Genomic DNA, 22073 nt, shown 5'->3' with positions numbered 1-22073 from the left:
CGGCCCCGGCACCACCCCTTCTGAATACCCAGTTGGTTTGCAGTTGCGAACCGGCACGCCCAAGGCGGTATTGTTGAAGCGCCCTGACGCGCGCGAGTTCGATTCCGGTTGTGCTTCCCTGATCAACATCACCTCGGCGCGCCTACGGTTGGCGCTTGCCTTGGTTCAGTAACGTTCGCGCAGGTAGATGAAGGGCGCCTTCGGGCTGCCGAAGCGGATGCGGGCCGCCGGCGCGCGGTCGGCGTTGCTGCCGCACCAGTTGCCCAGCAGGAAACTCAGGTCCGGGCTGGGCGTCGTGCCGGTGCTGGCGACGGGGCTGCCCGGGTTCCAACTGCCGCACCAGTCGGTGTTCGAGTCCGTGCCCGTGCCCAGGTTGAGCACCAGGTCCACGCTTCCCGCGCCTTTGACGGACGGGTTGATGCGGAAGTTGGTGAGACCGCCCGTCATCGTGGCCGCGGGGCTCAGGGCCAGGCTGGCGCTGGTGACATTCAGGCTGGAGCCGCTGGCCGGTGCCACATTGCCCACGGCCAGGTTGCTGGCGGCCAACGTGGTGCAGCGGTCGTCGGTGTTGAGCTGCCAGGTTGTGCCATTCCAGTATTCGGCGCGTACCGGCACCAGCAGGGGCAGGGCATCCGAGCCATAGGCGTTGAGCAGGTTCAGGCGGCCCAGCACCGCGCCCGTGCTGCCCAGTCTCCGTGCAGTACAGCCCGCACCGCTACAGGTGCCGCTTGTGTTGGCATCCATGTCCGCAGCGGCCATGGTGGCCGTGCCTTCGTTGACCAGCACACCGATGTCCAGGCCCCAGAAGGGTCCCGCGGCCTGCAGCCTTGAGGTCGCGCAGGCGGCCGGGCTCGACGTATCAAGGTTGGTGGGCGGCGTGTTGGTCGGGCGTGTGAAACTGGCGCTGATCGTGGAGGCGTTGTAGACGCCGGCCACCCAGCTGGCCGTGGGGGCACCTGCCAGGCGCGGGTTCAGGTGGCAGCCCTGGTTGGCGGCGGTCTGGTCTTCGGCCACAAGTTCGGGCACCACGCCGGGCATGCGGCCGGCATCGTAGTTCTGCGTCACCCCATCTGCAGCGTTGCGCGCCTCGAGCCTATAGGCCACGCCCAGCCTGGGCTGGCCCATATAGGTGAAGTTGCGTGTGGTGCCGGTGCAGGAGGGCGTGACGCTGCCCGTGGTCAGCGTGAAATGGTCCGGGATGAAACGGCCGAACAGCGCGCTATTGGCCGTGATGCCGAACAGGCAGCCGTACTTGCCGTAGTTGGTGTTGCTCGCGAAGGTGCCGCTGGTGTCGCGCGTATTGGCGTAGCTGCCCGCAATGCAGTCCACCTGCGTGCCCTGGTCCACCGCGGTCCAGGTGCTGTCGTGGATGCCGCGCAGGCTGGTGGTATTGCTGGCCGGGTCGTAGCCCAGGAAACGGAAGTGCCCCACCTCGCTGTAGGTGAAGGTGTTGCCGGTGGAGCTGGAGGCTGTGGCTGCGGGGAAGCTGCCCGGGGCGATGCTGCCCACGGTCCAGCCCGCCACATTGGCCGTCATGGCGGTCGGATTGATGGTGGGCACGGCAGCGGCGCCGGCATAACCGGCCGTGGCCGTGGCCACCGTCATGCTGAAGCTGTCGCTGCCCGCGCGCAAGGCCGGGGTGCCGGTCAGGGCCGCATTGTTGGCGGTGCTGCTCAGGGTGTTGAAGTTCAGCGGGCGCACGGCAAAGGCGTCGGTGGAACAGGCCCAGACCCCATTGGCGTTGACCGTCGTTCCGTCACTCACCAGGGCCACCAGGTTGCTCCAAGCATCGGGAATGGTGAAGTCCGCGCTCTGTTTCTGGCCCGCGTTGGAGGTCGCAAAGCTCAGCGTCTGCGTGCCGCCGGCCACGGCCGTCTTGGCCTGGCAGGCCGCGCTGCAGTAATTGGCCTGCGAACTGTTGAGCACGCAGGCGCCGTCGCTGTTGTCGACCAGCTTGACATTCACGTTCTTGGTGCCCGAGAGCACATAACCGGTCTGGATCTGGTTGTTGTTGATGGCCGCCACATTGAGCTTGAAGGGGGTGCCCGCCAGTTTGGTGTAGATGCGGCCGGTCAGGTAGTTCTGCACGGCGATGGCCGGTGTGCCGTAGGCCTCGTCGATCACGGCAAAACCCGAGGCCACACCGCCGCTGGGCGGCACGACGGTCTGCGCGCAGATGCGCAGGCTGTCGATCTCGTGGATGTTGTTCGAGCCGCCGGTGGAGCCCGTGAAGGAGATCTGCCAGTTGGCGGGTACCGCGGCCTGGGGATTGCCGGGGTACAGGGCAAGGGCGCGGGCAAAGGCGTCGAAGGATGGGATCAGGGCCGTGTAGCTGTCGCCGACGCCTGTGGTGTCGCGGTTCACGACCACCTGGGTTGCAGGAGTGGCGGCCCCTGCATTGCGCGCATCCACCACGATCTGGTAACGATAACCCGGTCCGCGTGTGGTGCCGGTGATGTCGATGGGTGGGCTGAGGTTGGCGGCCGTGCCCTGCAGCCAGCGGTAACCCGTGGTGCCGCTGCCCGAGCCGCGCACACCTACCGACTCGACACGGAAGCCCGGACCACCCTGGCGCCCTTCGGTCGGGTTCTGGTAGTTGCCGTACTCGTCCAGCGCCACGCCGATCCAGCCGCCGGCAAAACCGTTGATGGCGGTCTGCTGCGCATAACCCAGGGAGCCGCCATAGGCGCCGGGCACGGCTGGCACGTTGTAGTCCGACAGGGTGACGGCGATGCCGTCGGCCCCCGTGCCGTTGTAGGCGTAATGCAGGAATTCGACCGAGATGTAGTTGCCCGCGGCAGGGAAGGCCGCCGGGACGGTGGCCGCCTTGGCGTTGTTGCCGGTGTTGTTGGTCAGGCGCAGCACGTTGCTGGCGACGATGCTGGGCTGGATGCCGGTGCTGTCGCTGATGGAGGTGATCCAGTTCTGGCCGAAGATGGTCGAGGGGTTGAGGCTGGCGCGGTTGAAGTTGTCGCAGACGCAGCTGACCGCCACACCGGCCGGGATGTTGCTGGGCGGGTTGCAGGGTGCGGCGGTGACGTTGTAGGCCTCGCCTGGGAAATTGCCATTGTTCGCCCCGGTGCCGCCCAGGCGGTTGCCGGCCGCGTCCTGGATGCTGTCGTCGTCCGCCAGGTTCAGGCCCAGGGTGCCGCTGCCCGTGCCGGTGCTGGCCGTCACCGTCCAGGTGGTGCCGCTGCCGCTGACGTTGGTGATGGCCGCGCCGCTCACGCCGCCGCCCTGCACCAGGGCAAAGTCTGCAGCGTTGACGCCGGTGACAGCTTCGCTGAAGGTGACGGTCCAGTCCACACTGCCGGCGCCGGCCGTCGGGTTCGGACTGGCCACGGCGATCGCGCTCACGGCTGGTGTGGTGCGATCCAAGGTGTACGCAGCACCCGGGAGATTGCCATTGTCCGTGCCGCTGCCGCCCAGGGGCACGCTGTTGCTCACGATGCTGTCGTCGTCCACCAGGTTCAGGCCCAGGGTGCCGTTGCCCGTGCCGGTGCTGGCCGTGACGGTGCGCGTGGTGCCGGTGCCGGTCACGCTGGTGATGGCGGCGCCTGTCACGCCGGTTTGCGCCAGCGTGAAATCACTGGCGTCCACATTCGTGACGCTCGCGCTGAAGGTGACGGTCCAGGACACGCTGGCTGCATTGGTGGGGCTGGCACCGGCCAGCGCGATGCTGCTCACGGTGGGGTAGACGGTGAGTGCATTCGTCAGGGTGACAGTGCCACTGGCCCCGGTGCTGCAGTTGTCCGAGTTGTAGGCAATCAGGTAGAGGTTGTACACCCCGGGCGCTGTCGGTGCCGTGATGCCGTAGGTACCGGAGTAGGTGCCGTCGCCGGTGAAGTCGGGAGCGTTGTTGCAGGTGGTGCCGCCCGGGGCTGTGGTGGCCAGGCGCCAGGCGAAGGATCGCCAGTCGTCCACCGCGTTGGCTCCGGAGGTCGTCACGCTCAGGGTCACGTTCACGCTGCTGCCGCTGCCGACCGAGTTGCTGCTCAGGGTGGGGGCGCTGGTGCCGGTGTCGATCACGATGGCGGCCTGGGCCGTTCCTGCCATGCACAGGGCCAGGCAGGTCAAGAGGCGGGAGAAAAGGGGTTTCATGCCATGCTTCCGCATCAGAAGGTCACATCCAGCCGCCGCTCAAGGTAGCGGGTGCCAGGATTGGTGTTGGGGCAGGCGCCGGTCCCGGCGTCGGGCTGGTTACAGGCGGTGGACGTCACGGTCCAGACGGTGGGGCCGCCGTTGGTGCCGGGCGTGGCGCTGCAGGTCACGGTGACCGTGTAGGTCGAGAGCGTGGGGGGGGGCGGCACGAAACTGTTCGTGGCGGCACAGCTGTTGTCGCGTAGCTGACGGTACAGGCCCCATTCCACGCCGCTGCGCGCGGCCTCGTAGACGCGCACGCCCTGCACGTCCAGCGCCGAGCCGATCTGCTGGCTGGTGGAGACGCTCAGGATGAAGGCGCCCAGCGCCGTCAGCACCACCAGGATGAAGATGGCCGTGACGGCGGTGAAACCGCGCTGGCGTCGAGTGGGGCGGCTGCGTTTCATGGCGAGTTGTCCACGCGGATCTGGTGCTGCAGGCTCACGGTCTCGGCGTTGGCGCCCAGGCCAGAGGTCACGACGAGCCGGATGTCGAGCAGGCCGTTGCGTCCGCCCACACCGGGGGCGTAACTCACGGCACAGGTGGCGCCGGTGCCGGTGGCGGCATTGGCCGTGACCAGCAGGGCGGGGGTGCCGGCCGGCGGCGTGGGCTGCGTGGCGAAGAAGCCGTAGTTGGCGTGGCGTTGCACCGGCCCCGTTGCTGCCGTCGGGCAACTGTAGGTGACGGCCCGCGTGCCTGAGGGCACCACCTGGAAGCGGCCGTTGGGCGAGGGCAGGGGGGTGGACTGGTTGGCAAAGGGGTTGTTGGCCAGCGTCACGACATTGCCCGCAATGCCTGCAATCCGGGCCCGGTTGCAGTTGGCGCAGAGGTCGCCATCCGCGTAGGCATTGGCCGGCGCATTGCCGGGGCCGAGGTTGTAGACCACGACGAAGTCGTTGGGCTGCATGGCCGGCAGCGGGCCATGCACATCGAAGCTCAGGTCGGTCGCATCGTTGAAGCTGAGGAAATTGCCGCTGGTGGAACCATCGCTCGGGTCGCGGTAGCGGCCGCCGGCGCTGGTCATGATGAACTCGATGTAGGTCACATTGCCCACGGTGGCCACGCGCAGGCTGTTGGGCAGGGCCAGGCGCACGTCGCGTGTGATGCGGCGCAGGGCGACATCGGCGGTGTCGGTGAGTTCGGCGCGGCGCACCGAATCGAAGTAACCGTCCACCGGGGCACGGATGAACACGGCCACCATGGCGGCCAGGATGCCCGTGATGACAATCACGATGAGCGCCTCGACCAGCGTGAAACCCGCTTGCTGCGCTAAGGGAGTAGGGCGTGCTGTGTTCATGGCAGGGCGTTGGGCGCGTAGCGCGTGCGGTAGCCTTCGAGCGCTACGGCCTCGTTGCCGAAACTGACGGTGACGCGGATGAGCAGGACCTCATCGCTGCTGGGAATGCCGCCGAGGGTTCCGGGCGACACGATCACCCGCGCTTCATAGCCGAGCGGGAAGGCCACGCCGGCCAGGCTGGTGGTGATGACGGCACCGTCGTAGTCGGTGACCTGGTCCCAGGGTGCCAAAGCACTGCCCCGGGTCTCGGCGGGTGTTCCCCCCGCACAGCCGGCCGCACTGGTGGCCGTGGTGGCGTTGGCGTCGTCGGGGTCGCACCAGCCGTGGCTTTGCAGGCGCACTTCTTCCAGCACGCTTTCGGCGATGGCCAGCATCTGCTTGCGCACCATGGGGTCGGCGCTGCGGCTGGTGGTCTGGTCCAGCACCAGCAGGATGCCGGCCAGGCCCACCGTGACGATGACGATGAAAAAGATCAGCTCGACGAAGGTCAGGCCGCGTTGCCGCGAGCGACGCTGGGAGGCGCGCGGATCAGTGCACATGGCCGGTCTCCGCTTGCACGGTGACGGTCCAGGGCGCGTCCCCGGTGACCGTGTAGCTGGCGGCGGCACCTGGCCGGCCCAGGGGGCTGAAGGTGAGCGTGGCGGGGCCGGCCAGCGTGACGTTGGCCGGGGCGCACAGCTGGTTGTCGGGGCCGCCGCAGCGCCGGTCGGGGGTGGGCAGGGGCAGGTTGCGCGGGAAGTTGCCTGCGCCGGGGTCTTCCGGGCTGACGTTGTCGATGCTCAGGCTCAGGTTGTTGCCGCCCAGCGTGACGCGCACATTGCGCCGCTCGGCCACGGCGCTCTTGCGCGCGTATTCCAGCGTGGCGCGCACGGCGTCGCGGTAGCCCACCTCGTCGAAACCCCGTGTGAGGTCGATGCGCGGCAGCGCGAAGACCGCCAGGATGCCCAGCAGCAGCAGCACCATGATCAGCTCGATCAGGGTGAAGCCGCGCGCGCGACGGCGGGCGGCCAGGGTGTGCCGGGGGGGAGACATGCAGCGATTATCCGGGGGTTCTCAGACGGCCCGCAAGCCGGTGGCCACCGTGGGATAACGCAATCTGAGACGCAATTCACGCTTCATGCGCGTGTTTTCGAGCCGGCGCGACTCGCTCATGAAACTCAGCAGCATGGCGGGCAGTGTTTGCACCGCCTGCTCGCGGGCCAGGCGCGTGGGGCGCGGCAGGCCGTACAGCCCGGCGGCGAGGTCCACATAGTCGCCCATTTTCAGCTCGCTGTCGTCGCTGGCGTGGTACACGCGCTGCGCCGCGCCGCGCCACAGCGCGACCAGGCAGGCGCGGGCCAGGTCGTCGGCGTGGATGTGGTTGGTGTAGACGTCGTCCTCGGCGCGCAGCACCGGCGTGCCCTTGAGCAGGCGTTCGCGGGGGGTGCCGCCTTCGCGGTCTGGCGCGTAGATGCCGGGGATGCGCAGGATGCTGCTGCGTACCCCCGCGCTGCGGCCTAGGAAGCGCACGTGCCGCTCGGCCGCCACGCGGCGGCGGGCGCGGGCCGTGCCCGCCTGCAGGGGCCGTGTCTCGCTGACCCGGGCACCGCCGCAGTCGCCGTAGACCCCGCTGGTCGAGCCGTAGACCAGGGTGGCTGGCGGTGTGCGCAGGCGCAGCGCGCGCAGCAGGTTGCGGGTGCGTGCGTCGTCCGCGCCCTCGCCGGGTGGCGGGGCCAGGTGCAGCACGCGGTCGGCCAGACCGGCCAGGCGTCGCAGGGTGGCGGGCCGGTCCAGGTTGCCCAGCAGGGGGGTGATGCCGCGGGCCCGCAGGCCGTCCAGGCGGGTGGGCGTGGAGGTGAGCGCCAGCACCCGCACGCGGGCGGGCAGGGCGGCGGCGGCGCGCAGGCCCACGTCACCGCAGCCGACGATGAGCACACGCTGGCGCCGGAAGCGCATGGGCAGCGCGCCTGAAGGGTTTGTCAACACTGGCAAAATTCCTGTCTTTGCGTCGAAAAACTGTTCAAGGATAACGAAAAGATGTCTTCCCATCAAGTCACCGTGTTGCCCAGTGGCCGCAGTTTCGAGGTTCTCCCCGGCGAAGCCATTCTCGCCGCCGGCATCCGCGCCGGCATCGGCCTGCCCTATGGCTGCAAGGACGGGGCCTGTGGCTCCTGCAAATGCAAGAAGATTTCCGGTGCCGTGGTGCATGGCCCGCACCAGAGCAAGGCCCTGAGCGAGGCCGAGGAAGCCGCCGGTTACGTGCTGACCTGCTGCGGCGTGCCCCAGGGTGACGTGGTGCTGGAATCGCGCCAGGTGACCGAGGCCGGCGCCTTTCCGATCCGCAAGATGCCGGTGCGCGTGAACGAGATGCAGAAGGTCTCGCCCGACGTGATGCGCCTGGTGCTGCAGCTGCCGGCCAATGACAGCTTCCAGTTCCACGCCGGCCAGTACGTCGAGTTCCTGCTGCGCGACGGCGCGCGGCGCAGCTACTCCATGGCCAATGCGCCGCACAGCCGCGCCGGCCAGCCCACGGCCACACCGCCGGTGGGCGCCACCATGGAGCTGCACATCCGCCACATGCCGGGCGGCAAGTTCACCGACCATGTGTTCGGTGCCATGAAGGAAAAGGAGATCCTGCGCATCGAGGGGCCCTACGGCAGCTTCTACCTGCGCGAGGACAGCGACAAACCCCTGGTGCTGCTGGCCTCGGGCACCGGTTTCGCACCGATCAAGGCGCTGATCGAGCAGATGCAGCACAAAGGCATCAGCCGGGCGGCCACGCTCTACTGGGGCGGGCGCCGCCCGGCCGATCTCTACATGCACGACTGGGTGCTGCAGAAGACGAAGGAGATGCCGAAGCTGCGTTACGTGCCCGTGGTGTCCGATGCCCTGCCCGAAGACCACTGGGCCGGCCGCACGGGTTTCGTGCACCAGGCCGCGCTGCAGGACCTTCCCGACCTCTCGGGCCACCAGGTCTACGCCTGCGGCGCCCCCATCGTGGTGGACTCGGCCCGGCGCGACTACGTGGCCCAGGCCGGCCTGCCCGAGGAAGAGTTCTACGCCGACGCCTTCACCAGCGAGGCTGACAAACACGCTGCATAGCAGCGTGTTTGCAGTGTAGGGTCATATCCGCGTAGCGGATGTGGGCCGGAACTACAAGCACGGCGCGTAGCGCCGGCCGTGGCCGCAACAGAACGTATCTGAGGGCGCGTAGCCTCAAGGTCTAGGCGTCAAGCTTCAGGCTGCAAAGACAAGGCCCGCTGTCGCAAGACAGCGGGCCTTTTTGATGGTGGCTCAGGTGTCAGTTGCCCGGGCCTTGCGGGCGCTGGGCGCGCGGGCGGTCCTTGCGGCCGTCCTGGTTCATGTCGCGCTGGCGGTCATGCTTTTCACGGCGGATGTCGCGGCTGTTGCGGTCCTGCATATTGTCCATGTGGGCACGTTCACGTGCGGTGACCTGGCCGTCGGCCTTGGCGCGTTCTTCCACGCGCTCGGTGCGCTGCTGCCGGTTTTCCAGGCGCTGGGCTTCGCGCGGGGTCAGCTGGCCCGAACTGGCGCCCTGCTCGATGCGGCGTTCCTGGTTTTGCTGGCGCTGGTCCACCTTGGGGGTGGCCGTCTGGGCCAGGGCCGTGCCGGCGGCCGCCAGGGCCAGGATGCTGAACAAGAACTTGCTTTTCATGCGGATCTCCTTGGGGGATGAAACATGGAAGAAAAAGCTTCCATGGACCTGCAACGCCTCAGGCGCGCGCTGCAGCCGACAGGTTTCTGCAAAGCCTGTGTAAAGGGATGTCACAAGACCGCAGCCCGGCTCAGAGCCGGTTCGAGACCTCGATCAGGTTGAGGTCCGGGTCGCGGAAATAGACCGAGAGGATGGGCCCCTGCGCGCCGGTGCGCTGCACCGGGCCCTCGCTCACGACCACGCCGCAGGCCGCCAGGTGCGCCTGTACCTGGGCCAGCGGCACCGACGTCAGGAAACACAGGTCGGCCGAACCCGGCGTGGGCCGCTGGGCCTTGGGCTCGAATTCACGGCCGCTCTGGTGCAGGTTGATCTTCTGCGTGCCAAAGGCCAGGGCCTGGCGGCCGGCGCCGAAGGTGACCACCTCCATGCCCAGCACGCGCTGGTAGAAGGCGCAGGTGGCCGCCACATCGGCGACCGTGAGCACGAGGTGATCGAGGCTGTCGATCCGCATCAACTCAGAGTTCCAGCGCGTCGGCAATGGCCTTGATGCCGGCCTTGGCGCAGGCCTCGTCGGCTTCGCCGCCGGGGCCGCCCGAGATGCCGATGGCGCCCACCAGCGTGCCGCCGGCCTCGATGGGCAGGCCACCACCGGCCGCGACGACACGCGGCACATGGCGGATGCCGCTCATGGACTTGCCGGCCTGGGTGTCCTTGCCGAACTCCAGCGTGGAGGTCTTGAAGCTGGCTGCCGTCCAGGCCTTGTCGGTGGCGACCGTGACCGTGTGCGCACCGGCAAAGCGGTCGCGCAGCAGCACCTGGACCAAGCCCGTGCGGTCGGTCACGGCCACGGCGATCTGGTAACCCTGCTTGCGGCAGGATTCCAGCGCGGCCTGGGCGGCCTTGAGTGCGGCTTCGGGCGTCAGGTTCTTGCTCTGGAACACGGCTTCCTGCGCCAGCACGTTGCCAGCGAGGCCCAGGGCGATAAGGGTGAGGGTGATGCGTTTCATAAGATGTCCTTTTGAGATCGGACAGCCATGGTAGACCCCGCGCGGCCATGTGCGCAGGCAATCCCGAGCAGTCTGCTGCTTTATTCGCCCAGGTAGGCGGCGCGCACGGCCGGGTCGTGCAGCAGATCCTGCGCCGGGCCGGACAGGGTGATCAGCCCCGACTCCATGACATAAGCCCGGTCGGCGATGGACAGGGCGCGGCTGGCGTTCTGCTCCACCAGCAACACGGTGGTGCCCTGGCCATGCACCTCGCGCACCACCTCGAAGATCTTGTCGACCATGATGGGGCTCAGGCCCATGGAGGGCTCGTCCAGCAGCAGCAGCTGGGGGCGGCTCATCAGCGCGCGGCCCATGGCCAGCATCTGCTGCTCGCCACCGCTGAGCGTGCCCGCCAACTGGGTGTGCCGTTCCTTGAGGCGCGGGAACAGGCCGTACATGCGCTCCAGGTCGGCCGCGATGCCCTCGCTGTCGTCGCGTGTGTAGGCGCCCATCAGCAGGTTCTCGGCAATGCTCATGCGGGTGAACACGCCGCGCCCCTCGGGCACCATGGCCAGGCCCTGGCGCACCAGGTCCCAGGGCCCCTGGCCGCGCAGGGCCTTGCCCAGGTAGTGCAGCTGGCCCACGCAGGGCAGGGTGCCGGTGACGGCCTTCATGGTGCTGGTCTTGCCGGCGCCGTTGGAGCCGATCAGGCAGACCAGTTCACCGCGCTTGACCTCGAAGTCCACACCCTTGACGGCCTGGATGCCGCCGTAGGCCACCTTCAGGCCGTGGACCTGCAACAGCACTTCTTTGTCTTGACTCATGATGCGGTGGCCTCCGCAGCGGCCTTGGCGCCGGCGTGGCCCAGATAGGCCTCGATGACCTTCTCGTTCTTCTGCACCTCGGCCGGTGTGCCTTCGGCGATCTGGCGGCCGTAGTCCAGCACGGTGACACGGTCGCACAGGCCCATCACCAGTTTCACGTCGTGTTCGATCAGCAGCACGCTGACGCCGTCGTGGCGGATGCGTTCGATCAGGGCGCGCAGCTCCACCTTTTCGGTGGCGTTCATGCCGGCGGCCGGTTCGTCCAGGGCCAGCAGCAGAGGCTCGGTGGCCAGGGCGCGTGCGATCTCCAGACGGCGCTGGTCGCCATAGCTCAGGGTGCGCGCCTTGTAGTCACCCAGGTGGCCTATGCCCACGTAGTCCAGCAGCTCGTTGGCGCGCCGGGTGATGTTCACTTCCTCGCGCTCGAAGCCGCGGGTGCGGAAGATGGCACCCAGCAGGCCGGAGCCCGAGCGGGTGTGCCGCCCGACCATCACGTTCTCCAGTGCCGTCATGTCGGCAAAGAGGCGGATGTTCTGGAAGGTGCGTGCGATGCCGGCACGCGCCACCTCGTGCACGGCCGTGGGCTTGTAGGCCAGGCCGGCCAGCTCGAATTTGCCGCTGTCGGGGGTGTACAGGCCGGTGATGACGTTGAAGAAGGTGGTCTTGCCCGCGCCGTTGGGGCCGATCAGGCCGTAGACCTGGCCGCGCTGGATGCGCAGGTGCACATCGTTGAGGGCCTGCAGGCCGCCGAAGCGTTTGGAGACACCGCTCACATGCAACAACACGTCGCTCATAGGGATGCCCTCCGCGCTATGCGCTGCGGGATGAGCGCTTCGGGGCGGCCGTGCGCGCTCATGCCGGCCCCCCCTTCCTGCGCAAAGCCTTGCCGTGTTCCGGTGAAGGCCACAGGCCGCGCGGGCGCAGCAGCATGACGATGATCATGGCCAGGGCGATCAGCAGCTGACGCAGGATGGAGGCATCCAGCCGCCCGTCCGTCATGGACTGCAGCGGGCCAGCGACGTAACGCAGCACCTCGGGCAGCGAGGCCAGCAGCACCGCGCCCAGGATCACGCCCGGCAGGTGGCCGATGCCGCCCAGCACCACCATGGCCACGATCATCACGGACTCCATGAGGCTGAAGGACTCGGGCGAGATGAAACCCTGGAAGGCCGCGAACATGGCACCCGAGACACCCCCGAAGGTGGCCCCCATGCCGAAGGCCAGCAGCTTCATGTTGCGCGTGTTGATGCCCATGGCCTTGGCGGCGATCTCGTCCTCGCGGATGGCCATCCAGGCGCGGCCGATGCGCGAGAACTCGATGCGGTGGCAGATCACCACACTCACCACCACCAGCGCGAGGAAGAGGTAGTAGTACATGGTGACGGGCGCCACGTCGAAACCGAAGACGTTGAGCTTCTTGCCCAGGTCGAAACCGAAGAACTTGATGGAGTCGATCTGGCCTATGCCCTTGGGGCCATTGGTGATGTTGACCGGGTGGTCCAGGTTGTTCAGGAAGACGCGGATGATCTCGCCGAAACCCAGGGTCACGATGGCCAGGTAGTCACCGCGCAATCGCAAGGTGGGTGCGCCCAGCAGCACCCCCAGCGCGCCGGCCAGCAGCGCTCCCAGCGGGATGACCAGCCACAGCGGCGTGTGCAGGCCATTCGGAAACATCGCTGCGAAGGCGGGGAAGTGGTCGCTCAGGTGGGGCGAGGCCAGCAGGCCGAACATGTAGGCACCAATGGCGAAGAAGGCCACGAAACCCAGGTCCAGCAGGCCGGCGTAACCCACCACGATGTTCAGGCCCAGGGCCAGCAGCACAAAGAGCAGGGCCATGTCCAGGATGCGCACCCAGGCATTGCCGTAACCCTGCAGGATCAGCGGCAAGACCAGCAGGCCGATGGCGGCCAGCACGATGGCGATGAGGCGGTGGCGGGAATTCATCTGCATGGTCAGGCCCTGTCCGCCACACGTTCGCCCAGCAGGCCCGAAGGCCGCAGCGTGAGCACCACGATCAGCACGATGAAGGCAAAGATGTCCGCGTAGTGGCTGCCCAGCACACCGCCCGTGAGGTCGCCGATGTAACCGGCACCGATGGCCTCGATCAGGCCCAGCAGGATGCCGCCCACCACGGCGCCCGCCAGGTTGCCGATGCCGCCGAAGACCGCAGCCGTGAAGGCCTTGAGCCCGGGCAGGAAACCCATGGTGTGCTGCGCGGTGCCGTAGTTGCTGGCCCACATGACACCGGCAATCGCGGCCAGCACGGCGCCGATGATGAAGGTGGCCGAGATCACGCGGTCGGGCTGCACGCCCATGAGCGCGGCCACGCGCGGGTTCTCGGCCGTGGCGCGCATGGCGCGGCCTAATTTTGTGGCATGCACCAGCCACATCAGCGCGGCCAGGGTGAGCGCCGTGACCACCAGGATCATGATCTGCGTGGGCGTGATGCTGGCGCCGCCGAGTTGGATGGGTGTGCTCGGCAGCAGCGTGGGGTAGGACTTGAAGTTGGGCTTCCAGATGATCATGGCCATGGTCTGCAGCAGGATGGACATGCCGATGGCGGTGATCAGGGGGGCCAGGCGCGGGCTGTTGCGCAGCGGCCGGTAGGCCACCTTCTCGATGCTGTAGTTCAGGGCCGCAGCCAGCACGCAGGCCACGATGAGCGCGATGATGAGCACCAGCCAGGGCGGCAGCAGGGGTTGCAGCACGCCGATCACGCTCCAGCTGACCAGGGCGCCGACCATCAGCACCTCGCCGTGGGCGAAGTTGATCAGGCCGATGATGCCGTACACCATGGTGTAGCCCAGCGCCACCAGCGCATACATGCTGCCCAGCACCAGGCCGTTGATGATCTGTTGGAGAAAGATGTCCATTGATTCCCCTGCAGCAAGCTTTGTGCCACTTGCCGCAGGTCCCGAGAGTTATGCCTGGTTCCGACTCTTTTCGTTCAGCGCGCGCAGTGTACGCATCTTTTCGGCGATTTTGATCTCCAGGCCGCGTTCCACGGGTCGGTAGAAACCCGGCTCGGCCATGCCATCGGGCAGATAACTCTCGCCGGCCGCGAAACCACCGGCCTCGTCGTGCGCATAGCGATAGCCCTTGCCGTAGTCCAGCTCCTTCATGAGCTTGGTCGGTGCATTGCGCAGGTGCATGGGCACCGGACGGGTGCCGTCCTTCTTGATGAAGGCCTTGGCCTCGTTGTAGGCCTTGTAGACGGCATTGCTCTTGGGCGCGATGGCCAGGTACACCACACATTCGGCCAGCGCCAGCTCGCCCTCGGGCGAACCCAGGCGTTCGTAGACCTCGGCCGCGTCCAGCGCCAGGCGCAGCGCGCGCGGATCGGCCAGGCCCACGTCTTCACTCGCCATGCGCACCAGGCGGCGCGCCATGTAACGCGGGTCGGCCCCGCCGTCGAGCATGCGCATGAACCAGTAGAGCGAGGCATCGGGGTCGCTGCCGCGCACCGACTTGTGCAGCGCGCTGATGGTGTCGTAGAACTGCTCGCCGCCCTTGTCGTAGCGCCGCATGCGCTCGCCCAGCACCTTGAGCAGCCATTCGTCGCTGATGCGTTCCTGCTTCTGCTGCGTGGCTGCCACGGCCAGCGTTTCGAGTGTGTTGAGCAGGCGTCGCGCGTCACCGTCGGCATAAGCGATCAGCCGGTCGCGCGCCGCATCGTCCATGGGCGGCACGGCGTCGATGTCCAGCGCGCGCTGCACGATCTGCTTCAGGTCCTCTTCGCTCAGCGACTGCAGCACATAGACCGCCGCGCGCGAGAGCAGGGCGGAGTTGACCTCGAAAGACGGGTTCTCGGTGGTGGCGCCGATGAAGGTGAACAGGCCGGACTCCACATGCGGCAGAAAGGCGTCCTGCTGGCTCTTGTTGAAGCGGTGCACCTCGTCGACGAAAACGATGGTGCGTTTGTCCTGCCCCAGCGCCACCTGGGCCATCTCCACGGCCTCGCGGATGTCCTTCACGCCGCCCAGCACCGCGCTGATGCTGATGAACTGCGCGCCAAAGGCATCGGCCATCAGCCGCGCAATCGTGGTCTTGCCCGTGCCCGGCGGGCCCCAGAGGATGCAGCTGTGGGGCTGGCCCGATTCGAAGGCGATGCGCAGGGGCATGCCCTCCCCCAGCAACTGCTGCTGGCCGATGACTTCGCCCAGGGTTTTGGGGCGCAGGCGTTCGGCCAGGGGTTGATGGGGTTGGGCTTGTGGGGGCATGCCGGGATTCTAGGTGGTAGGTTGGCGTTGTCGCTGCCTTCCATTGAGGGAAAGGTCTCCGCGTACGCTTTGGGGGCGAGATAATCTCAAGCTACCAATTCATGCACGACGAACGGACGCTTATGCCTATTCCAAAGTATGACGATCTATTCACCCCGCTTTTGCAGGCTATGCATAACCTTGGCGGCTCAGCGTCGGTGGCCGAGCAGGAGGACGAAGTGGCATCGATTCTTCGGCTTTCCGAAGAGGATGTCGCGGAAATTCATCGAGGGAATCGAACAAAACTGAGTTATCGGTTGGCTTGGGCGAGAAACTATCTCAAGAGGTATGGGGTTCTCGATAACTCGGCAAGGGGCGTTTGGGCGCTAACTATTGAAGGGCAGAAGCATAAATCTCTAAACAAAGAGATCGTCAGAAAATTCGTTCAGTCATTGGGGCGAGATGAGGTTGAAGACGATGGGGAACCAGAAGCTGCTGAATCATCTCCAGAGCTAAAAGATATTGGATGGGAAGACAAGCTGCTTGAGGTTGTGAAGTCTATGCAACCCGATGCCTTCGAACGTTTGTGTCAGCGTGTTCTTCGCGAGTCTGGATTTATTCAGGTTGAGGTTACTGGGAAGACCAGCGATGGCGGTATCGATGGAAAGGGTGTTGTTCGAATTGGTGGGCTCTTGTCTTTCCATGTGATTTTTCAATGCAAACGCTATCAGGGTAGCGTTTCCTCGCCACTGGTTCGAGACTTTCGGGGCGCAATGGTGGGGCGTGCAGATAAGGGGCTGCTGATTACTACGGGAACGTTTACTAAGGACGCTCGTACTGAGGCTCAACGTGACGGCGCGCCACCGATCGATTTGATCGATGGAGAAGCTTTGGTCGAAAAGCTTAAAGAGCTTCGGATTGGGGTGGCTGTGAAACAGAAGATTATTGAAGAGGTTTTGATCGACGAAGCGTATTTCCGTAGCGTGTAGGCTGAGCAGCACTTCAGTCCAGAGCTCGAAACAAGGACGCGCCATGGCGCGTCCTTGTGGGGTCCGGTATTCCGTTCCCCACGCCGTAATGAGGAGGCGAGTAGCGCAGGGAACGGCGGAAAAAGAAGCGCAGATGTTTGAGCGCAGCGAGTTTCTGCACTTCCCGCACTGGCCGAGCAACGCAGTGTGCCCGGAGCGTAGCGAAGGGACGACGAACCCGGCTCGCCTTCTCTTTGCTTACTTTCTCTTGGCGAAGCAAGAGAAAGTGAGTCGCCCGCCGGGGCGAGACCCGGCTTGCAGCGATCGCCAAGGCGCAGGAAGCCGAGACCTGCGAAAATCACACCTTCGCACCCCCACCCACCCCATGACCTACTCCGTCAAAGAGATCTTCTACACCTTGCAAGGCGAGGGCGCGCAGTCCGGCCGGGCTGCCGTGTTCTGCCGTTTTGCGGGCTGCAACCTCTGGACGGGGCGCGAGGAAGACCGCGCGACGGCGGTGTGCAAGTTCTGCGATACGGATTTCGTGGGCACGGACGGCACGGGCGGTGGCAAGTTCGCCACGGCAGATGCGCTGGCCGAAGCCATCGAGAAGACCTGGGAGCCGCAGGGCCGGGCCGGTCGTTACGTTGTGCTGACCGGTGGCGAGCCGCTGCTGCAGGTGGACGAGGCGCTGACCACGGCCCTGCATAAGCGCGGTTTCACGATTGCCGTGGAGACCAATGGCACGGTGGCGCCGCCGCCGGGTCTGGACTGGATCTGCGTCAGCCCCAAGGCCGATGCCGAGGTGGTGCTGAGAAAAGGCAATGAACTCAAGCTGGTCTACCCGCAGGTGGACGTGGACCCGGCGCGTTTCGAAGGCCTGGCCTTCGAGCATTTCTTCCTGCAGCCCATGGACGGGCCGGATCGCGCCACCAATACTGAGCGCGCCATTGAATACTGTCAGCAACACCCCCAGTGGCGGCTGGGCATCCAGTCGCACAAGATGATCGGAATCCGTTGATGTACGAGATCAGCCAGCGTTTTTTCTTTGACGCCGCCCACACCCTGCGCCGCGAGATCGAGGCCGAGGGCAGCAAGCGCGTGCATGGCCACACCTATTACGCCGAGGTCTTCGTGCGCGGCGAGCCCAAAGGTACGTCCGGCATGGTGCTGGACCTGGGTTACGTCCGGCGCGAGGTGGAGGTGCTGCGCGAGAAGCTGGACCACCATTTCCTGGACGAGGTGCCGGGCCTGGGCATCCCCACGCTGGAAAACCTCTGTGCTTTCATCTGGAAGGAACTCCAGCCCAAGGTACCCGGCCTGGCCGCGGTGACGGTGGAGCGGCACGCGATTGGTGACAAGTGCGTCTACCGGCCTGAGTGAGTCCTGCAGGGCGACAAACCGGGTAACCGTCACGCCCCACATCCCATGCTAAATGTTCCTGCCTCCTACTACTGGAGTGGTGAAACCATTCGCAGCCGTAGCGTGAGTGATGTCGTGCTGACGGGAACCGTCGATGTGCCTGCGCCCTCTGCCAGGCTGGTGGCCGATTGGCAAAGGGAGATCACCTTGCGTCTGGGCCTGGAGCCCGGCGACGTCGAGCCCCTGCCTCTGGCGCGTGCGCGCGTGCGCTGGCCGGAGTATGGCCTCTGTGTGCAGGCGGTGGCCGACTGGACACGTTCGCTCGGTCTGCAGGAGGTGCTGGCCTTCAGCGAGGTCGCCCTGATGGCCTGCCGCGGCGCGAGGTACCACCATGACGGCGAACGGTATGGCAGCAAAGCCTTCTGCAATCTTTTTCTGAGCGAGGACCGGGGGCTGGACCTGCATTTTCCGGCGACCGGTCTGCGCATCCCGCTGGCAAGGGGGACGGTCGTGATCTTTGATACGGGCCAGCCGCACGCCGTCATCGAGCGGCGCAGCAGCGGCTTTGATGCGGCCGACTTCCCGCCCGACCCCGAGCGCAGCCAGGTCTTCCTGAGCTGGGAGCTTCCCATCGAGGATGTCCACGTCGCGCGCGCACTGGGGGTCGCCTTCGACATCGACCCTGCCAGCGCCTTGCGGTTGGAGGATGAGCAGGTCTGGCTGAACGGTGCACGGGCCCGCGTGTGCCCGTCCACGGGCCGGTGGACCCCGGCTGATCCAGAACAGCCTTAGCCGGTGTTGCGCAAGCCCGCCGCAATCCCGTTGATCGAGATGTGGATGCCGCGGCGCACGCGCTCATCCGCCTGTCCCGCACGGTAGCGGCGCATCAGCTCCACCTGCAGGTGGTGCAGCGGGTCGATGTAGGGGAAACGATGGCGGATGGAGCGCTGCAAGGCGGCGTTGCCGGCCAGGCGCTGTTTCTCGCCGGTCAGTTGGGTGAGGGCGTGCACGGTGCGCTGCCATTCGGCCTCGATCTGCGTGAACACCTTCTTGCGCAGCTTGCCGTCGCCCACCAGCTCGGCGTAGCGCGAGCCCAGGGCCAGGTCGCTCTTGGCCAGCACCATGTCCATGTTCGAGAGCAGGGTCTTGAAGAAGGGCCACTGTTTGGCCATCTTCTGCAGCAGGGCCAGGCGCTCCTTGTGTTCCTTGGCTCCGCCGGCGTTCAGGAAGTTTTCCACCGCGGTGCCGAAGCCGTACCAGCCGGGCAAGGTGACGCGGCACTGGCCCCAGCTGAAGCCCCAGGGGATGGCGCGCAGGTCTTCGATCTTCTGCGTGGCCTTGCGTGAGGCCGGGCGCGAGCCGATGTTGAGTTCGGCGATCTCGCGGATGGGGGTGGCACCGAAGAAGTAGTCGGCAAAACCCGGGGTTTCGTAGACCAGGGCGCGGTAGGTCGCCATGCTGCCTTGCGACAGGGCCTCGGCGGCCTTGAGGTAGGCGGGGGCCGCCGGCTTGGTGGGCTGCAGCAGCGTGGCTTCCAGCGTCGCGGCCACCAGGGTTTCCAGGTTGCGCCGGCCGATCTCGGGGTTGGCGTATTTGGAGGCAATCACTTCGCCCTGTTCGGTCAGGCGGATCTGGCCGCGCACCGTGCCCGGGGGCTGGGCCAGGATGGCTTGGTAGCTGGGGCCGCCGCCGCGGCCCACGGTGCCGCCGCGGCCGTGGAAGAGGCGCAGCTGCACGGGGGCGAGCTGGTCGAACAGTTCCACCAGCGCGATCTCGGCGCGGTAGAGCTCCCAGTTGCTGGTGAAGATGCCGCCGTCCTTGTTGCTGTCGGAGTAGCCGAGCATGATGTCCTGCTCGCCGCCGCTGCGCCGGATCAGGGCGGCGATGCCGGGCAGCGCGTAGTAGTCGCGCATGATGGGCGCGGCCTGGCGCAGGTCCTCGATGGTCTCGAACAGGGGCACCACGATCAGGTCGTTGGTGCAGCTCGTGTCGTCCAGCACGCCGCGCATCAGGCCCACTTCCTTCTGCAGCAGCAGCACTTCCAGCAGGTCGCTCACCGTCTCGGTGTGGCTGATGATGTAGTGGCGGATGGCCTCATGGCCGTAGCGCTGGCGGATCTGGCGGGCCATCTCGAACACGGCCAGCTCGCTTTGCGTGTGGGCGCTGTAGTCCACGCCCACCACGCGCAGCGGCCGGGCGTCGTTGAGCAGGCGCAGCAGCAGGGCGCGCTTGGCCATTTCGTCGAGCTTCGAATACTGCGATTCGATGCGTGCCGTGGCCATCAGCTCGGCGATGACTTCCTCGTGCTTGTCCGAACTCTGGCGCAGGTCCAGCGTGGCCAGGTGGAAGCCGAAGACTTCCACCGCGCGGATCAGCGGGCGCAGGCGCTGCTGCGTCAGGGCGGCGCCGTGGCGCGTGTTGAGCGAGCCTTCGATGGTTTTCAGGTCGGCCAGGAAGTCGGCCGCACTGGCATAGGGGTTCTGCGGTGCCACGGCGTGGCGGGCTGCCTCGCCGCCGCTGAGTTCGCGCAGGGTGGCGGCCAGGCGGGCGTAGACGCCGATCAGGGCGCGGCGGTAGGGTTCGTCCCGGCGGTGCTCGCTGGTGTCGGGCGAGCTGTCGGCCAGCAGGCGCATCTCGGGGCTGCAGCCCACCAGCAGGTCGGAGACGGAGAGCTCGCTGCCCAGCAGGTGCACTTCGGTCAGGTAGTGGCGCAGCGCCACCTCGGCCTGCCGGCCCAGGGCCATGGCCATGGTGTGCGCGCCCACATTGGGGTTGCCGTCGCGGTCGCCGCCGATCCAGTGGCCCATGCGCAGGAAGCTGTGCACGGGCTGGTTGAGCTCGCGCTCCAGGTTGGCGTAGACGGCCGGGATCTCGCGCAGGAAGGTGGGTTCGTAATAACTCAGGGCGTTGTCGATCTCGTCGGCCACCACCAGCTTGCTGCTGCGCACCAGGCGGGTCTGCCAGAGCTGCAGCACGCGCGCGCGCAGCAGGGCTTCGTTGGCGGCCAGCTCGCGCGGGGTGAGCATGTCCTTGCGCGGGTCCACGCCGACGGCGCGGGTCTTGATCTCGTCGCGCTGGGTCAGCAGGCGGGCAATGTCGCGCTCGGCGTCCAGAATGCTCTTGCGCTGCACCTCGGTGGGGTGGGCGGTGAGCACGGGCGAGAGGTAGCTGTGCGCCAGGGTGTTGGCGATCATCTTGGGGCTGATGCCGGCCCAGCGCAGGCGCGACAGCGCCACGTCGATGCTGCCCTCCTGCTCATTGCCGGCGCGTTCGTGCACGGCGCGCCGGCGGATGTGGTGCCGGTCCTCGGCCAGGTTGGCCAGGTGGCTGAAGTAGGTGAAGGCGCGGATGACGCTCACGGTCTGGTCGTCGCTCAGGCCCTTGAGCAGTTTTTTCAGGGTCTTGTCGGCTTCCGTGTCGTCGTGGCGGCGGAATGCCACGGAGAGCTTGCGGATCTGCTCGATCAGTTCGTAGGCTGCGCTGCCCTCCTGCTCGCGGATGACGTCGCCGAGGATGCGGCCGAGCAGGCGGATGTCTTCGACCAGCGGTCGTTCGTTGTCTTTGGAGCGGGCGACGGTGGCGGGCATGACGATGTGCTTGGTAGTGGTAAAACAGGGGCAACGCGATGCATGCTAGCATCGCCCGCTCGCTGATGTGTCCGCCCTCTGTAACTGATGGATGGGCGGCTCCTTTTTTCGATCGAAGATCCTGATGAAACTGACCATCGCCACCCGTGAAAGCCGCCTCGCCCTCTGGCAGGCCGAACACGTGAAAGCCCTGCTGGAGCAACAGGGCCACAGCGTCACGCTGCTGGGCATGACGACCAAGGGCGACCAGATCCTGGACCGCTCGCTGAGCAAGGTCGGCGGCAAGGGGCTGTTCGTCAAGGAACTCGAGGTGGCGCTGGAAGAAGGCCGTGCCGATCTGGCCGTGCATTCGCTCAAGGACGTGCCCATGGAGCTGCCCGAAGGCTTCGCCCTGGCCTGCGTGATGGAGCGCGAGGACCCGCGTGACGCCTTTGTCTCCCCCAAATACGCCAACCTGTCTGCGCTGCCGCAGGGCGCCGTGGTGGGCACCTCCAGCCTGCGCCGTGTAGCCTTGCTGCGTGCGACCCGCCCGGACCTGAAGATCGAGCCGCTGCGCGGCAACCTCGACACCCGCCTGCGCAAGCTGGACGAAGGGCAGTACGACGCCATCGTGCTGGCGGCGGCCGGCCTCAAGCGCCTGGGTCTGGAAAACCGCATCCGTTCGGTCTTTGCGCCGGGCGAGATGCTGCCCGCGGCCGGTCAGGGCGCGCTGGGCATCGAGATCCGCAGCGATCGCCAGGACGTTGCCGTTGCGCTGGCTCCTCTGGTGCACCAGGGCACCTGGCTGCGCGTGGCCGCCGAGCGCGCGGTGAGCCGTGCCATGGGCGGCAGCTGTTCCATGCCGCTGGCGGCCTACGCCACGCTGGACGGTGCGACCCTGCTGATCCAGGCCGCCTGGGGCGACCCGGAGGGCCGTGTGGCCCTGGTGCGCGCCGATGCGACGGTTTCCGTGGCGGACCTTTCCGCCGCCGAGGCGCTGGGCAGCCAGGTGGCGGCCCGCCTCAAGGAAGGCGTGCTGCGTGCCGGCGGCTCGCTGGATACCGAGAAGCACTGAA

The 22073-nt window shown here is 66.7% G+C and carries 21 protein-coding genes; 6 read left to right on the top strand and 15 right to left on the bottom strand.

What is annotated here, in order from left to right; genetic code table 11:
• Positions 1-165: 165 nt before the first annotated feature.
• Genes HTY51_RS11470 through HTY51_RS11445 form a run of 6 tightly spaced genes read right to left on the bottom strand, consistent with a single transcriptional unit; the run spans position 166 to position 7408 of the window.
• Positions 166-4101, bottom strand: a complete 3936-nt coding sequence (locus tag HTY51_RS11470) for a DUF6701 domain-containing protein (RefSeq protein WP_174252867.1) — start codon at positions 4099-4101, stop codon at positions 166-168.
• Positions 4102-4115: 14 nt separating this feature from the next.
• A complete protein-coding gene (locus HTY51_RS11465; protein WP_174252866.1) occupies positions 4116-4547 on the bottom strand; it encodes an agglutinin biogenesis protein MshP in 432 nt (143 codons plus the stop codon).
• A complete protein-coding gene (locus tag HTY51_RS11460) occupies positions 4544-5437 on the bottom strand; it encodes a type II secretion system protein (RefSeq protein WP_174252865.1) in 894 nt (297 codons plus the stop codon). The genes HTY51_RS11465 and HTY51_RS11460 overlap by 4 nt, the downstream gene beginning before the upstream one ends.
• Positions 5434-5976 carry a type II secretion system protein gene (locus HTY51_RS11455; protein WP_174252864.1) on the bottom strand — a complete coding sequence of 181 codons (543 nt, stop codon included), beginning with the start codon at positions 5974-5976 and terminating at the stop codon, positions 5434-5436. Before HTY51_RS11455 ends, HTY51_RS11460 begins: the two co-directional genes overlap by 4 nt.
• Complete coding sequence (locus HTY51_RS11450; RefSeq protein WP_174252863.1) at positions 5966-6469, bottom strand: type II secretion system protein; 504 nt, start codon at positions 6467-6469, stop codon at positions 5966-5968. Before HTY51_RS11450 ends, HTY51_RS11455 begins: the two co-directional genes overlap by 11 nt.
• A gap of 21 nt (positions 6470-6490) precedes the next feature.
• Entirely contained in the window at positions 6491-7408 is a 918-nt protein-coding gene (locus HTY51_RS11445; RefSeq protein WP_174252862.1) for an NAD-dependent epimerase/dehydratase family protein, read from the bottom strand.
• 45 nt (positions 7409-7453) lie between these two features.
• Here HTY51_RS11445 and HTY51_RS11440 point away from each other — a divergent pair, with 45 nt between their 5' ends.
• Positions 7454-8518 carry a CDP-6-deoxy-delta-3,4-glucoseen reductase gene (locus HTY51_RS11440; protein WP_174252861.1) on the top strand — a complete coding sequence of 355 codons (1065 nt, stop codon included), beginning with the start codon at positions 7454-7456 and terminating at the stop codon, positions 8516-8518.
• Between the two features lie 199 nt (positions 8519-8717).
• Here the strand turns inward: HTY51_RS11440 and HTY51_RS11435 are convergent, their stop codons facing one another.
• The 8 genes from HTY51_RS11435 to HTY51_RS11400 form a co-directional block, all read right to left on the bottom strand.
• Positions 8718-9092, bottom strand: coding sequence for a hypothetical protein (locus HTY51_RS11435; RefSeq protein ID WP_174252860.1), 375 nt, complete (start codon positions 9090-9092; stop codon positions 8718-8720).
• Positions 9093-9222: 130 nt separating this feature from the next.
• A complete protein-coding gene (locus tag HTY51_RS11430) occupies positions 9223-9603 on the bottom strand; it encodes a VOC family protein (protein WP_174252859.1) in 381 nt (126 codons plus the stop codon).
• Between the two features lie 4 nt (positions 9604-9607).
• Entirely contained in the window at positions 9608-10099 is a 492-nt protein-coding gene (locus tag HTY51_RS11425; protein WP_174252858.1) for a heme-binding protein, read from the bottom strand.
• An 80-nt stretch (positions 10100-10179) separates the two neighbouring features.
• Complete coding sequence (locus HTY51_RS11420; RefSeq protein WP_174252857.1) at positions 10180-10902, bottom strand: ABC transporter ATP-binding protein; 723 nt, start codon at positions 10900-10902, stop codon at positions 10180-10182.
• Positions 10899-11696, bottom strand: a complete 798-nt coding sequence (locus tag HTY51_RS11415) for an ABC transporter ATP-binding protein (RefSeq protein ID WP_174252856.1) — start codon at positions 11694-11696, stop codon at positions 10899-10901. Before HTY51_RS11415 ends, HTY51_RS11420 begins: the two co-directional genes overlap by 4 nt.
• Before the next feature lie 58 nt (positions 11697-11754).
• A complete protein-coding gene (locus tag HTY51_RS11410) occupies positions 11755-12846 on the bottom strand; it encodes a branched-chain amino acid ABC transporter permease (RefSeq protein WP_174254253.1) in 1092 nt (363 codons plus the stop codon).
• A gap of 8 nt (positions 12847-12854) precedes the next feature.
• A complete protein-coding gene (locus HTY51_RS11405) occupies positions 12855-13775 on the bottom strand; it encodes a branched-chain amino acid ABC transporter permease (protein ID WP_174252855.1) in 921 nt (306 codons plus the stop codon).
• Positions 13776-13823: 48 nt separating this feature from the next.
• Positions 13824-15122, bottom strand: coding sequence for a replication-associated recombination protein A (locus HTY51_RS11400; RefSeq protein ID WP_174252854.1), 1299 nt, complete (start codon positions 15120-15122; stop codon positions 13824-13826).
• A gap of 101 nt (positions 15123-15223) precedes the next feature.
• On the opposite strand from HTY51_RS11400, the gene HTY51_RS11395 reads away from it, so the two are divergent.
• From HTY51_RS11395 to HTY51_RS11380, 4 genes are all read left to right on the top strand, one after another.
• Positions 15224-16090: a restriction endonuclease gene (locus tag HTY51_RS11395; RefSeq protein WP_217448208.1), complete on the top strand. Its 867-nt coding sequence runs from the start codon at positions 15224-15226 to the stop codon at positions 16088-16090.
• 364 nt (positions 16091-16454) lie between these two features.
• Positions 16455-17090, top strand: coding sequence for a 7-carboxy-7-deazaguanine synthase (gene queE / locus HTY51_RS11390; RefSeq protein ID WP_174252853.1), 636 nt, complete (start codon positions 16455-16457; stop codon positions 17088-17090).
• The gene (locus HTY51_RS11385; RefSeq protein WP_174252852.1) at positions 17087-17452 is read left to right on the top strand and encodes a 6-carboxytetrahydropterin synthase; all 366 of its coding nucleotides are present in this window, start codon (positions 17087-17089) and stop codon (positions 17450-17452) included. The genes queE and HTY51_RS11385 overlap by 4 nt, the downstream gene beginning before the upstream one ends.
• Before the next feature lie 45 nt (positions 17453-17497).
• Complete coding sequence (locus tag HTY51_RS11380) at positions 17498-18223, top strand: hypothetical protein (RefSeq protein WP_174252851.1); 726 nt, start codon at positions 17498-17500, stop codon at positions 18221-18223.
• Here HTY51_RS11380 and ppc read toward each other — a convergent pair.
• Positions 18220-21018: a phosphoenolpyruvate carboxylase gene (gene ppc, locus HTY51_RS11375; protein WP_174252850.1), complete on the bottom strand. Its 2799-nt coding sequence runs from the start codon at positions 21016-21018 to the stop codon at positions 18220-18222. The two genes, HTY51_RS11380 and ppc, sit on opposite strands and share 4 nt — an antisense overlap.
• Positions 21019-21142: 124 nt before the next feature.
• Here ppc and hemC point away from each other — a divergent pair, with 124 nt between their 5' ends.
• The gene (gene hemC / locus HTY51_RS11370; RefSeq protein WP_254606864.1) at positions 21143-22072 is read left to right on the top strand and encodes a hydroxymethylbilane synthase; all 930 of its coding nucleotides are present in this window, start codon (positions 21143-21145) and stop codon (positions 22070-22072) included.
• Position 22073: the final 1 nt, after the last annotated feature.

Origin of the sequence: Rhodoferax sp. BAB1 (assembly GCF_013334205.1) — a bacterium.
Lineage (GTDB): Bacteria > Pseudomonadota > Gammaproteobacteria > Burkholderiales > Burkholderiaceae_C > Hylemonella.
Note: the sequence above shows the minus strand (reverse complement) of the source record. Positions and strands in the feature narration are given on the sequence as shown.